Source organism: Streptomyces sp. NPDC001480 (genome assembly GCF_042894725.1).
GTDB lineage: Bacteria > Actinomycetota > Actinomycetes > Streptomycetales > Streptomycetaceae > Streptomyces.
In genome coordinates this window covers 130,603-142,847 of sequence record NZ_JBIAVX010000014.1, presented here as the reverse complement: position 1 = coordinate 142,847, position 12,245 = coordinate 130,603, and the positions used below count along the sequence as shown (strand labels likewise).

At 72.1% G+C, this 12,245-nt stretch carries 11 protein-coding genes; 5 read left to right on the top strand and 6 right to left on the bottom strand.

Features of this window, described 5'->3' with window-relative positions; all coding sequences use genetic code 11:
• Window positions 1-5: 5 nt before the first annotated feature.
• A complete protein-coding gene (gene clpS, locus ACFY01_RS31960) occupies window positions 6-371 on the bottom strand; it encodes an ATP-dependent Clp protease adapter ClpS (RefSeq protein ID WP_390739232.1) in 366 nt (121 codons plus the stop codon).
• An 8-nt stretch (window positions 372-379) separates the two neighbouring features.
• On the opposite strand from clpS, the gene ACFY01_RS31955 reads away from it, so the two are divergent.
• Window positions 380-1,726, top strand: a complete 1,347-nt coding sequence (locus tag ACFY01_RS31955; protein WP_390739231.1) for a nicotinate phosphoribosyltransferase — start codon at window positions 380-382, stop codon at window positions 1,724-1,726.
• 364 nt (window positions 1,727-2,090) lie between these two features.
• Window positions 2,091-2,681, top strand: a complete 591-nt coding sequence (locus tag ACFY01_RS31950; RefSeq protein ID WP_390739230.1) for a nicotinamidase — start codon at window positions 2,091-2,093, stop codon at window positions 2,679-2,681.
• A gap of 31 nt (window positions 2,682-2,712) precedes the next feature.
• On the opposite strand, the gene ACFY01_RS31945 is transcribed toward ACFY01_RS31950, so the two are convergent.
• Together ACFY01_RS31945 and ACFY01_RS31940 are read right to left on the bottom strand one after the other, a co-directional pair.
• Complete coding sequence (locus ACFY01_RS31945) at window positions 2,713-3,054, bottom strand: hypothetical protein (protein WP_390739229.1); 342 nt, start codon at window positions 3,052-3,054, stop codon at window positions 2,713-2,715.
• A gap of 121 nt (window positions 3,055-3,175) precedes the next feature.
• On the bottom strand, window positions 3,176-5,527 hold the full coding sequence (locus ACFY01_RS31940) for an immune inhibitor A domain-containing protein (RefSeq protein WP_390739228.1): 2,352 nt from the start codon (window positions 5,525-5,527) through the stop codon (window positions 3,176-3,178).
• A 404-nt stretch (window positions 5,528-5,931) separates the two neighbouring features.
• On the opposite strand from ACFY01_RS31940, the gene ACFY01_RS31935 reads away from it, so the two are divergent.
• Complete coding sequence (locus ACFY01_RS31935) at window positions 5,932-6,228, top strand: hypothetical protein (protein ID WP_390739227.1); 297 nt, start codon at window positions 5,932-5,934, stop codon at window positions 6,226-6,228.
• Between the two features lie 14 nt (window positions 6,229-6,242).
• Here the strand turns inward: ACFY01_RS31935 and ACFY01_RS31930 are convergent, their stop codons facing one another.
• Window positions 6,243-6,932, bottom strand: a complete 690-nt coding sequence (locus ACFY01_RS31930) for an RDD family protein (protein WP_390739226.1) — start codon at window positions 6,930-6,932, stop codon at window positions 6,243-6,245.
• A gap of 75 nt (window positions 6,933-7,007) precedes the next feature.
• The gene (locus ACFY01_RS31925) at window positions 7,008-8,594 is read right to left on the bottom strand and encodes an RDD family protein (protein WP_390739225.1); all 1,587 of its coding nucleotides are present in this window, start codon (window positions 8,592-8,594) and stop codon (window positions 7,008-7,010) included.
• Between the two features lie 269 nt (window positions 8,595-8,863).
• Between ACFY01_RS31925 and ACFY01_RS31920 the strand changes: the two genes are divergently transcribed.
• On the top strand, window positions 8,864-9,277 hold the full coding sequence (locus tag ACFY01_RS31920; RefSeq protein WP_390739224.1) for an SsgA family sporulation/cell division regulator: 414 nt from the start codon (window positions 8,864-8,866) through the stop codon (window positions 9,275-9,277).
• 16 nt (window positions 9,278-9,293) lie between these two features.
• On the opposite strand, the gene ACFY01_RS31915 is transcribed toward ACFY01_RS31920, so the two are convergent.
• Window positions 9,294-10,700 (bottom strand): FAD-binding oxidoreductase, encoded by a 1,407-nt coding sequence (locus ACFY01_RS31915; protein WP_390739223.1) that lies wholly within the window; start codon window positions 10,698-10,700, stop codon window positions 9,294-9,296.
• A 92-nt stretch (window positions 10,701-10,792) separates the two neighbouring features.
• On the opposite strand from ACFY01_RS31915, the gene ACFY01_RS31910 reads away from it, so the two are divergent.
• A complete protein-coding gene (locus ACFY01_RS31910) occupies window positions 10,793-12,244 on the top strand; it encodes a tetratricopeptide repeat protein (protein WP_390739222.1) in 1,452 nt (483 codons plus the stop codon).
• Window position 12,245: the final 1 nt, after the last annotated feature.

Here is a 12,245-nt window from a genome sequence, read left to right as displayed (position 1 = left end):
TCCGGTCACTTCCGGTCCTGCTGAAGCGTGGCCCACAGGCCGTAGCCGTGCATCGCCTGCACGTCGCGTTCCATCTCCTCGCGGCTGCCGCTGGAGACGACCGCGCGGCCCTTGTGGTGGACGTCGAGCATGAGCTTGGTGGCCTTGTCCTTGGTGTACCCGAAGTAGGACTGGAAGACGTAGGTCACATAGCTCATGAGGTTGACCGGGTCGTTGTGGACGATCGTCACCCAGGGGAGGTCGGGCTCGGGGACGGCGAAGACCTCCTCCGCCGACTCGGTGCGTTCGATCTCTACGGGAGCGGGTGACGTCACAGTGCCATGCTGCCACGCACGCCAGAAATCGTCACACTGACGAGATAGGAGTACCATCGACTGCCATGAACACAGCAGACCTTGGGCTGCCGGTGGACGTTCCCTCGACGGCGCTCTTCACTGACCAGTACGAGTTGACGATGCTCCAGGCCGCCCTGAAGGCGGGTACGGCCGAACGGCACAGCGTCTTCGAGGTCTTCACCCGGCGGTTGCCGGACGGGCGCCGCTACGGCGTCCTGGCGGGCGTCGGCCGGGTGCTGGACGCCGTGGAGAACTTCCGCTTCGACAACGGCGTCCTCGGCTTCCTGCGCGAACGGCAGATCGTCGACGAGACGACACTCGAGTGGCTCGCCGGCTACCGCTTCTCGGGTGACATCTGGGGCTACCCCGAGGGCGAGGTGTACTTCCCCGGCTCGCCGCTGATGCGGGTCGAGGGCACCTTCGCCGAGTGCGTGCTGCTGGAGACGGTGATCCTGTCGATCCTCAACCACGACTCGGCGATCGCGGCCGCGGCCTCCCGGATGGACTCGGCCGCGGGCGGCCGGCCGCTGATCGAGATGGGCGCCCGCCGCACCCACGAGCTGTCCGCCGTCGCCGCGTCCCGCGCCGCCTACATCGGCGGCTTCGCCTCCACCTCCGACCTCGCCGCCGGCTTCCGCTACGGCATCCCGACCGTCGGCACCTCCGCCCACGCCTTCACCCTGCTGCACGACAGTGAGCGCGACGCCTTCCAGGCCCAGGTCGACTCGCTGGGCCGGGGCACCACCCTGCTGGTGGACACCTACGACGTCGCGGAGGCCGTCCGGACGGCCGTCGAGATCGCCGGGCCCGAGCTGGGCGCCGTGCGCATCGACTCCGGTGACCTGCTGCTGGTCGCCCACCGGGTGCGGCAGCAGCTGGACGAGCTGGGAGCGCGGGACACGAAGATCATCGTGACCTCGGACCTGGACGAGTACGCCATCGCCTCGCTGGCGGCGGCGCCGGTGGACGCGTACGGCGTCGGCACCCAGCTGGTGACCGGCTCCGGGCACCCGACGTCCGCCATGGTCTACAAGCTCGTCGCGCGCGCCGAGTCCGACGAGCCGAGGGCGCCGCTGACGGCGGTGGCGAAGAAGGCCAGGGGCGGCAAGACCTCCATCGGCGGCCGCAAGTGGGCCGCGCGGCGGCTGGACGCGTACGGGGTGGCTGAGGCCGAGGTCGTCGGCACGGGCCCGGTCCCCAAGGAGCTCGCCGACCGGCAGCTCCTGGTCGAGCTGGTCAAGGGCGGCGAGGTCGTCGCCCGCGAGCCGCTGGACGCCGCCCGCGACCGGCACGCCGCCGCCCGCGCCAACCTGCCGCTGTCCGCGACCCAGCTCTCCCGCGGCGAACCGGTCATCCCCACGGAGTACGTCCACGCGGGCTCAGGCAGCTGACGCCCGCCGCCACCGCGAGCCCGGCCGGACACGGGGAGGGACCGGGCGGGGCGAACCGTCCGGGCGGTCCCGGGGCCCGTCCGCGGCGAACCGCTCACTCCGGCGGAGTACGTCCAGCCGGGCTCGGGTAGCTAGCCCTTGTCGTCACCGCGAGCGCGGTCGAGTACGGGGGGAGGGCGCCGGGCGCCGTGGAACGGGCGGGAACCGGCCGGGCGGAGCCCGGGGCGCGTCGGCGGAGCGGGCCGCGCCCGCGCGCGGTGCGTGCCCCCTCCCGCGCCCGGTGCGAAGTCTCTAGGCTCGGAGGTTCCCTCCCGGGCCCGCGCCCCCTCACCACTCGAGATCCCATAGCCGAAGGACACCGACCATGCGCCGCGCCTTGATCGTCGTAGACGTGCAGAACGACTTCTGCGAGGGGGGCAGCCTCGCGGTGGCCGGTGGTGCCGACGTGGCCGCCGCCATCACCGAGCTGATCGGGCAGGCCCCCGCCGGATACCGGCACGTGGTGGCCACCCGCGACCACCACATCGCGCCCGGCGGTCACTTCGCCGACAACCCCGACTTCGTCCACTCCTGGCCCGCGCACTGCGTCGCCGGCACCGAGGGCGTGGGCTTCCACCCGAACTTCGCGCCCGCCGTGGCCTCGGGCGCGATCGACGCCGTCTTCGACAAGGGGGCGTACGCGGCGGCGTACAGCGGCTTCGAGGGGGCGGACGAGAACGGCGTCGGCCTCGCGGACTGGCTGCGGGCCCGGCAGATCGACGAGGTGGACGTGGTCGGTATCGCCACCGACCACTGTGTGCGGGCCACCGCGCTGGACGCCGCCCGCGCGGGCTTCCGCACACACGTGCTGCTCGACCTGACCGCCGGGGTGGCCGCGGAGACCACCGAGCGGGCACTGGAGGAGCTGCGCGAGGCGGGGGTGGAGCTGACCGGCAAGCCGGTCGTCTCCGGGTGACCGGGCTTGTTCCCCCCGCCCCCGCTCCCCCTCACGCCTGGGCCGTCGGCTGTCTCAGCAGGGACCGGATCGGGCGCCACAGCTCCGTGACGAGCTCGGGCGGGGTGACACCGTTGTCGGGGGCCGTTCGCCATATCAGGCCGTCGGGGTGGTGCAGCACCGCGGTGATCTCGTCCGGGGTCGGCGGGGCCGCGTTGCCCCGCAGGTAGACCGCCCGCATGCCGAGATTGCGCAGCCTGGTCAGGGCGCGGGCGCGGTTCTGGGCGTGGACGAGCACCCGCACGCTGCCGGGGCCGCCGGCCGGGGGACGGGGCAGGTTCAGCGCCACCACAACCGTGCCGTTCGGCAACTTGCAGAAACCTCCTGCGGCCATGCGGTCATACCCCCGTGTCGGTCGGTGTCAATAAGAGAGCCACAGGACGCACCTAAACACGATCGGCGGCAGCCCGCCAAGGGGCTACCGCCGATACGCTTCTGACCTGCGAAAACGCGGACTACTTCACCGCGGGTCCGACTTCCAGCTCGACCGTCGAGCCGTCCTTGCCCTGCTTGAGGATCTTGATCTTGGTGTTGGTGTCAGTGATCTTGACCCCGGCCGCCGGGTTCGAGGCGTCGTAGTAGGTGCTGGTGTGGTCGTTGAAGACCGACACCCCCTTCGACGACTTGATCTTCGTCGCGACGTCCGCCTTGTGCAGGGTGATGCCGTCGGTGCGCTCCAGGCTGAAGGGCGAGTCGTAGGCCTGGATGCGGTTGCGCATCAGCGTGCCGTCGGTCCACTTCAGCGGGGCCGGGTGCGAGTCGATCGGCAGGATCAGGCCGGTGCCGGCGTGGTCCTTGGTGTTGTCGTCCGCCTGGGAGGTGTCCCACTTCCAGATCAACAGGCCGTTCTGGTAGGGGTAGTGCTCCACCCAGTCCGGACGGGTCGTCGAGAAGCCGAAGTTGTACGGGCCGACCTTGAGGGTCTTGTCGTACGACACGTACTGGCGGTTCTCCGCGATGTAGTACTGCTTGTAGTCCTTGGTGAAGGACGAGCCGATGCGGGAGAAGCCGTTCGCGGTCCAAGCGGCGTCCGCGCTCTCGGCGTTGTCGGAGAACAGCGCCGAACCGTCGGCGGTCAGCGTGATCTCGTCGGCCGCGAAGCCCTTCAGGGCCACACCGCCGTCCGTCTGGTAGCGGAAGCGGAGCTGGATCTTCTTGCCCGCGTACGCGTCGAGGGAGTACGACAGCTTCTTGTAGCCGTCGACCGTGCCGGTCAGGGCCGGGGTGTTGCTGGCGTCACGCGGGATGGCCTGGCCGTCCACCGTGCCGTCCAGCGCGGTCCAGTTGGCGCCGCCGTCGGTCGACACCTCGGTGTAGAGGTAGTCGTAGCCCGCCTCGATGTCGTAGTAGCCGTCGAGGCTCAGCGTCGCCGAGGACTTGCCGGTGAGGTCCACGGAACGGGTCAGCGTGTTCTTCAGGTCGTTGCCGCTGCCGCTCCACCACTGGGTCGAGCCCTGCGCGGGGGTGACGACCTGGGTGGTGACCGCCTTGTCGGGCAGGTTGACCACCAGCGCCTGCCGGTGCTTGGTGTTGTACTCGGCGACACCCAGCTTGTGCCAGGACTTGATGCCGGCCTTGGCGGTGTCGTAGTTGAGCCAGCCCAGCTGGAGCTTGTCCCAGGCGTTCATGTCGCCCGGGAGGTCGCCGATGGCCTCCTTGCCGGTGCCCAGCCAGGAGCCGGAGGACATCAGCGTCCAGAAGCCGGTGGAGTTCTCGCCGCCGTTGGTGTCGTACTCGTCCGGCAGGCCGAGGTCGTGGCCGTACTCGTGGGCGTAGACGCCCAGGCCGCCGTTCTCCGGCTGGATGGTGTAGTCGCCGACCCAGATGCCGCTGTCGCCGATCTGCGTGCCGCCGAGCTTGTTGCCCGTCGGACCGGTGGCGCCGGCGTCGGTGCCGAAGGCGTACCAGCGGTGGGCCCAGATCGCGTCGGTGCCCTGGACGCCGCCGCCCGCGGACTCGTCCTCACCGGCGTGCACGATCTGGAAGTGGTCGATGTAGCCGTCCGGCTCGTTGAAGTTGCCGTCGCCGTCGTAGTCGTAGCGGTCCCACTGGTCGAACTGCGCCAGGTCCGCCTTGATGGCCGCGTCGGACTTGCCGGCCGCCTGCTGCTGCGCGACCCAGGCGGACACACCGTCGCTGACGACGTTCCACACGCTCGGGCAGTTGGTGGAGCCGCAGGCGTTGTTGCCGTAACGGGCCTCGTTGTACGGGACCTTGACCCAGTCGGCGACCTCGCCGTCCACCGAGTAGCGGCCCGAGGACTGCTTCTCGTAGTACTTCTTCACCGACTCGGTCTTCTTGCCGGTGCCGAAGTACAGGTCCTGGAAGTGCTTCTGGTTGTAGTCCTTCTGCCAGGCCGTCGAGTTGTCCTTCGTACGGTCCGGCGCGGCTATCTGGTTGTGCAGGGGGCCCGCGGTGCCGCCGTACTTCGGGTCGGTCTTGTCGCCGAACTCGACCAGGATGGTGAAGATCTTGTCGGTCTTCTCCCGGCTCAGCTCGACGTACTTGCCGTCGCCCTTCTTGCTCTTGAGCTGGACGACCTTCGAGCCGTTGCGCTCCTTGGCCTTGGCCTTGCCGGATATGACCTGGTTGAGGGCCTCTTGGCGCTGGGCCTCCTGGGTCTTGCTCAGCGGGCCGTCGAGGTCGTGCTCCTGCTGCTTCACCGGCGCCGGGTCGTGCCGGTTGGCGGCAGCGGACTTGGCGGTGGTGCTCGCCTCCGCGACAGCGAAGGTGGAGAACGTGGCGGAGGCCGCCGCGAGCGCGACGCCGATCGCGGCCGCTCTGAACGTCCAGGGTCTGCTGGTCACTTGAGTTCCTCCCCCGCGTCCGCGCGCACGGAAGGAGGGTCCCGGTCATGGAAGGAAGCCCGTGCGCGCCTGATCAACGCGTGTAGTCAAGTGACGACATTTGACTAGAGGTTTAAGAGAAAAGACAGACCTTGACTTGAGCAGGTCAACTGCACTATGCGGAGCGGGGGTTCGCTTTACGAACACCTCGCGTCCCGCTCGACGGGCGCGTGAGCCCGTCCACTTGCTGGACTCATGACTCCGTGCGCCCCCTGTGCACCGGTACCGTGGGTTAGGTCACGCTTACCAGCCGTTCCACTCGGGCATGCAGGCGAATAGAGTCGAATGGTGGAACGCCCCGAAGTCGGCGGAAACACAGGCCGGCGTCCCGTCTCACCCCCAAATCTTCCGAGGACACGATTGCCATGCCTCGTCCGACCGCCGCACAGCTCGCCTACGGTTCCTGCACCGTGATCTTCTCGACGCTCGCCATGCTGCTGCTGTCACAGACGAGTTCGGGCCTCGGGATCGCGGTCATCGCCCTCGCCGCGCTCGCCCTCGGGCTCCTGGTCGCCATGACGGTCCCGCTGCCGGGGCCACGCGCGGTCGCGGCCCCGGCCGAGGAACCGGCCCCGGTACCGGTGGCCCGCGAGCGGGTGCCCGTGCGGCGGGAGCCGGTGGCCGCATCGGCCGAGCCGGTGCGCGAGCCCACGGCTCCCTGAGGCCCGCCGGCCCGTCAACCGGTGCTGACCACCACCGTCTTGGCGGCCTTGCAGTGCAGCCCCTGCTTGTAGGGCTTGTCGAAGAAGCTCCAGCCGCCGCAGATCGCCGTCCAGATGCAGGCGCAGCAGAACGCGAACGGCAGCCACAGCACCAGGGCGCGCAGCAGTGAGGTCTGCGTGGAGGGCGTGCTGCCGTCGTTGAGGTTGGCCACCCGCATGCGCAGCCACTTCTTGCCGAGGGTCTGGCCCGACCTGGCGATCAGGACGGTGTCGTAGGCGACGTAGAGCACGGCGGCGATGAGCGACTGCGTGAACCCCTTGCCGACCTCGACCCGGTTGCCGCTCATCTGGTACTCGCGCACCCCGAGCCCCCAGGTGATCAGCACGACCACGATGCCCACCAGGATCATGTCGATGATACGGGCCAGGGTGCGCTTGCCGCTGTCCGCGAGCGGGGGCATACCGGCGAGCGGGTCGCTGGGGTAACCGCCGGCTCCGTAGGGCGGGGGCTGACCGCCGTAGGGCGGGGGCTGGCTGCCGTACGGGGGCTGCTGACCGCCGTAGGGCGGAGGCTGCTCACCGCCGCCGGGGGGCTGCTGACCACCGTACGGCGAGCCCGGCCCCTGGTCCGGCGGGGGCTGTTTCCTGAACGGGTCGTCCTCCGGGGGCTGCGGTCCGGAGCCGGGGGGCGGTTCGCTGCTCATGGCCCGAGTCGATCGCGAACCCCCCGGCTCCGCACCCGGCGGACGGCCGTCCGGAGTACGCGGGCCGGACCGGTCCTAGCCCGCCACGAAGGTGTGGGCCGCCTTGTCGTGCCAGCACTGGCGCCAGGGCCGGTCGAACAGGCACCACAGCACGCCGACGACACCGATGCCGAGCAGGCCGGGGACGCTGTAGACCAGCCAGCGGCGCAGCGCGAGCCCGAAGGACGGCGGCTCGTGTCCCTCGATGTCCCGTACCTGGAGGCCGCACAGCTTCTTGCCCAGCGTGCGGCCCCACTTGGCGGTGGGCAGCACCTCGTACAGCACGCCGGCGAGGAGCAGGACGGCGAGGACGATGCCGAGGCAGGCGCCGGTCGTGCCGTCCAGCAGCCAGACCGTGACGGTACGGCCGGACAGCTTGGCCGCGTCGATCTTCTCCTGGACGTGGTCGATCGCCTTGGCCCCCAGCGGTACGGCGGCCGCGGCGGTGACCGCGCCGAGGACCAGCGTGTCGACCAGGCGGGCGGCCAGCCGCTTGCCGAGGCTCCCGGGCCGGGCCGCCGCCTGCCGTCGGGCGACCGCCTGGAACGGGTCCTCCACCGGCGGCTTCCACGGCGTCACGGGCTGCTCGTCCCCGGCGCCCGCGAGCCGGTGCACCTGCTGGGCCCAGGACGACTGACCGCCGCCCATCCCACCGGCCATCGGGGTACCGCCGCCGCCCAGGGGGGCGCTCGCCTGCGGAGGCACCGAGGCGGCGGCCGGAGCCACCGGCGGCTGGGAGACCGGCCCCGGCTGGGCGCGGCCCGTGTCGCCCTGCGCCTGCCCGGGGACCTGGGCCTGACCGTGGCCCGGGGCGCTTCCCTGCGGCGGGGCCGAGGCCTGGCCGGGGACCCTGGCCTGGCCCTGCCCCTGCGCCTGCGCCGCCGCGCGGGCCGCGGCGGCCTTGCCCGCGCCGAAGCCGGGCCCGGAGGGGGCCCCGGAGGAGGTCGCGCCACCCGCTTGCGGCCCGCCGGAACCGGCCCCGACCGGGCCCTGGACACCGAACCCGGACCTCGCGCCTCCCGCCCCCTGACCGCCCTGGGCCCCGCCGGCGCTCTGGCCGGGGGCCGGGCCGTTCGAGGAGACGGGCCGGAAGGTCATCGTCCCGTCGTCCGCCGGGCCGGCGGAGCCGGCTGCCGGGCGCCGGAAGACGAACGTGCCGCCCGAGTCGATGTCGCCGGGCGCCGGATCGGCGGGCGGGATCGTCGCCGTGCCGTCGGTGCGGGCGGCCCGGCCGTCCGGCTGGGCCGGGGAGTCGGCCGGCGTCCGCGGATCGGCGCCCCAGGAGACCCTGCGGTCCTGGTCGCCCCCGAAGCCGGACTGCTGTGCCCGGTCGGCACCCCACGCCGACGCCGGTTCCGCCGGGCCGCCCGCCGGCGGGTCCTCGTCGAAGAAGTGCGGGCCGGTCTCCTCGACCGACGGCGGGGCCGACGCCGGGCCCTGAGACCGCTCCGGCCAGTTGCCGGGCGGCGGGGCGAGCGTCTCACCGTCCTCCGGCGCCGGCCGGCTGGTGCCCGGCACCCAGGCGGCGCCGTTCCAGTACCGGACGTAGCCGGGGATGGACGGGTCCGGGTAGTAGCCCTCACGGGGCCTGTCGTCGCCGGGGGCCGGGGTTGGGGCGCTCATGTCCGCGTCGTCCCGTATCTGCTCGGGGGTCGTATAGGGGGCTCCACATCTATCAGACGCACGCCGTCCCGAGCGCCAGTCACGCAGGACCCACCCCTTTCCGGGCGACCCCGTGCTAGGGCTTCACAAGTCCCGGTGCCCGGGGACGACGCGGGTTCGAAAAAAGTCCCCCGAACATCCCCGAACCCGCGTAATGCCCGGGCCCCGGCCGCCTCTCACCTCGTACGGGCCGCCTCCCCGCGGCCCCGGCGAGAGAGGAGCCGCACGTCATGCAGCACACCGTGGTGGAACGCGAACTCGAACTACTGCTCATCCTGTCCCCCGACCGGAGCATCCCGGTCCCGGCCCGGCTCGGGTACCGCTCGGACGACCCGTACGCCGTCCACATCACCTTCCACATCACCTCCGAACAGCCCGTGAACTGGACGTTCTCACGCGACCTGCTGGTGCAGGGGGTGTTCCGGCCCAGCGGGCAGGGCGACGTCCGGGTGTGGCCGACGCGGGTGGAGGGGCGCGGGGTCGTCCTGATGGCGCTGAGTTCACCCGACGGTGACGCCCTGCTCCAGGCACCGTCCGCCCAGCTGTCCGCCTGGCTGGAGCGCACGCTGCGCGCGGTGCCCGCGGGGAGTGAGGCCGAGCGCCTCGGGATCGACGACGCGCTCGACCATCTCCTCGCCCAGTGAGCCGGGCGGGGCACCGTCAGAAAAGCTTGCCGGGGTTCAGGATTCCCAGCGGGTCGAACACCTGCTTGACCGCGCGTTGCATCTCCAGACCCACCGGGCCGACCTCGCGGGCGAGCCACTCCTTCTTCAGGACGCCGACGCCGTGCTCGCCGGTGATGGTGCCGCCGAGTTCCAGGCCGAGGGCCATGATCTCGTCGAAGGACTCGCGGGCCCGCCGGGACTCCTCGACGTCCTGGGCGTCGAAGCACACGGTCGGGTGGGTGTTGCCGTCACCGGCGTGGGCGCACACGCCGATGGTCAGCCGGTACTTCTCCGCGATCCGCTCGACTCCTTCGAGCATCTCGGCGAGCCGCGACCGGGGCACGCACACGTCGTCGATCATCGTCGTGCCCTTGACGGCCTCCAGGGCGACGAGGGCCATCCGGCGGGCCTGGAGGAGGAGTTCGGACTCGGCGGCGTCCTCGGCCGGGACCACCTCGGTGGCGCCCGCGGCCTCGCACAGCGCGCCGAGGGCGGCGAGGTCGGCGGCGGGGTCCGGGGTGTCGAAGGCGGCGAGGAGGAGGGCCTCGGTGCTCTCCGGCAGGCCCATGTGGCCGAGGGCGTTGACCGCCTTGACGGTCGTACGGTCCATCAGTTCGAGGAGGGACGGCACATGGCCGCCCGCCATGATCCGGCACACGGCGTCGCAGGCGTCGGCGGCCGAGGAGAACTCGGCGGCCAGCACCAGCTGCCGCGGCGGCTTGGGCCTGAGCGCGAGCACGGCCCGCACGACGATGCCGAGCGAGCCCTCCGAGCCGACGAACAGGCGGGTCAGGTCGTAGCCCGCCACGCCCTTGGCGGTACGGCGGCCGGTGGACATCAGGCGTCCGTCGGCGAGGACGACGTCGAGGCCGAGGACGTACTCGGCCGTCACCCCGTACTTCACACAGCACAGCCCGCCGGAGCCGGTGCCGATGTTGCCGCCGATGGTGCACATCTCCCAGCTGGAGGGGTCCGGCGGGTAGTACAGGCCGTGCTCCTCGACGGCGCGGGAGAGGGCGGCGTTGATCACGCCCGGTTCGACGACCGCGACGCGGTCGACCGGGTTGATCTCCAGGATGCGGTCCATCCTGGTCAGGGACAGCACGATGCAGCCGTCGGAGGCGTTGGCCGCTCCGGACAGGCCGCTGCGGGCGCCCTGCGGGACGACCGGCACGCGCAGCTCGGTGGCGGTGCGCATGACGTGCTGGACCTCCTCGACCGTACGCGGCAGCACCACCACGGCCGGGGTGCCGGCCGGGCAGAAGCTCGCCATGTCGTTGGCGTAGGAGGCGGTGACATCGGGGTCGGTGAGGATCGCCTCGGCCGGCAGGCCCGCGAGCAGCCGGTCGGTGAGGTTGCCCTGGGCTTCGTCACGCGGGGCTTCGATACGGCTCATGATCACAGCGTCGCACCCGGGGCCATCGGTGTGAACCCCGTCCATGGCTCCCTTGGGCCACCCGGATGTGGTCGTCATATTGACGCACAGTGTGCGCCATGGAGAAGCGACAGTCCGGTCCGGCAACGTCCCTGGTGGCCGAGCGGCCCCCGCGGCGCCGTCGCCGCCTGCTGCGGCGGGTGCTGGTGGCCTCGGTGACGGGCACCGCGGCGGTCGGCGGCGCGCTGATGCTGCTGCCGAAGGAGCCGCCGCCCAGGACCGGCCTGCCCGCGGAAGGCCCCAGGGCGCAGGCACCGGCCGCGGTGGCCGCCGGGGTGCCGGCCGCGCTGCCCGACCTGACCCGGCTGATCGAGGACCGCGAGAACCACCTGCGGACACATCCGCGGGACGCGCTGGCGTGGGCGGTCCTGGGGACCGCCTATCTGGAGCGGGGCCGGCGGACCGCCGACGCCGCGAACTATCCGCGGGCCCAGCGTGCGCTGCTGGAGTCCCTCACCGTCAAGAGCGGCAAGAACGTCGAGGCGCTGGAGGGGCTCGCGGCGCTGGCGAACACGCGCCGGGACTTCGGGGTGGCCCGGGACTGGGGCGAGCAGGCGCAGAAGCTGGCGCCGAAGCGCTGGACGACGTACGCGGTGCTGATCGACGCCTACACCGGGCTCGGCGACTACAAGGCGAGCCGGGGCGCGCTGGACAAGCTGCTGGCGCTGCACACCAAGGGCGCCGCCCGCCCGGCGGTGATGGCGCGGGCGTCGGCCGTCTACCGCGACCGGGGCTGGCGCGAGGACGCCGCGGCCCAGCTGGCCGACGCGGCGGCGGCCGCCCGGACCCCCGCCGAGCAGGCCGACTACCTCGCTCGCGCCGGGCAGCTGGCCTGGGAGCGGGGCGACCGCGAGGACGCGCTGCGCCACTTCCAGGAGGCCCTGCGCCTCGACCCCGGCCAGCGGGCCGCGGCGGCCGGCCGGGGCCGCGCCCTGGCCGCGCTGGGGCGCACCTCCGCGGCGCTGACCGCCTACCGGGCGGCGCTCGCCGCCCATCCCTGCCCCGAGTACGCCCTGGAGCTGGGCGAGTTGTACGAGTCGCTGGGCCGGGAGGAGGAGGCGCAGGCGCAGTACGACCTGCTGCGGGACCGGGCGGCGCGGGACGAGGCCGACGGGGTGGACGAGGAACTGCTCCTCGGGCGGTTCGAGGCGGACCACGGGGACCGGGAGGAGGCCGTCGAGCTGTTGCGGGACGAGTGGGACATGCAGCCGGGCATCGAGGTGGCCGACGCGCTGGGCTGGGCGCTGCACCGGGTGGGTGAGGACGAGGAGGCGCTGGAGTACGCCCGGATCGCGACGGACAAGGAGAAGGGAGGCGGTGTGCGCAGCGCGCTGTACTCGTTCCACCTGGGCATGATCGAGGGGGAGTTGGAGCTCACCGGGCCCGCGCGGCGCCATCTCCAGGAGGCGCTGCGGATCAACCCGTACTTCTCGCCGCTGCGGGTGCCGGTCGCGCGGGCGGCGCTGGCCCGGTTGGGTGAGCCGCCGGACGAGGACCCGCCGGAGAGCTGAG

Coding starts and splice junctions, on each gene's coding strand:
- clpS (WP_390739232.1), bottom strand. CDS start 371: ATGGTACTCCTATCTCGTCAGTGTGACGATTTCTGGCGTGCGTGGCAG.
- ACFY01_RS31920 (WP_390739224.1), top strand. CDS start 8,864: ATGCAGCACACCGTGGTGGAACGCGAACTCGAACTACTGCTCATCCTG.
- ACFY01_RS31930 (WP_390739226.1), bottom strand. CDS start 6,932: ATGAGCAGCGAACCGCCCCCCGGCTCCGGACCGCAGCCCCCGGAGGAC.
- ACFY01_RS31935 (WP_390739227.1), top strand. CDS start 5,932: ATGCCTCGTCCGACCGCCGCACAGCTCGCCTACGGTTCCTGCACCGTG.
- ACFY01_RS31945 (WP_390739229.1), bottom strand. CDS start 3,054: ATGGCCGCAGGAGGTTTCTGCAAGTTGCCGAACGGCACGGTTGTGGTG.
- ACFY01_RS31950 (WP_390739230.1), top strand. CDS start 2,091: ATGCGCCGCGCCTTGATCGTCGTAGACGTGCAGAACGACTTCTGCGAG.
- ACFY01_RS31925 (WP_390739225.1), bottom strand. CDS start 8,594: ATGAGCGCCCCAACCCCGGCCCCCGGCGACGACAGGCCCCGTGAGGGC.
- ACFY01_RS31955 (WP_390739231.1), top strand. CDS start 380: ATGAACACAGCAGACCTTGGGCTGCCGGTGGACGTTCCCTCGACGGCG.
- ACFY01_RS31910 (WP_390739222.1), top strand. CDS start 10,793: ATGGAGAAGCGACAGTCCGGTCCGGCAACGTCCCTGGTGGCCGAGCGG.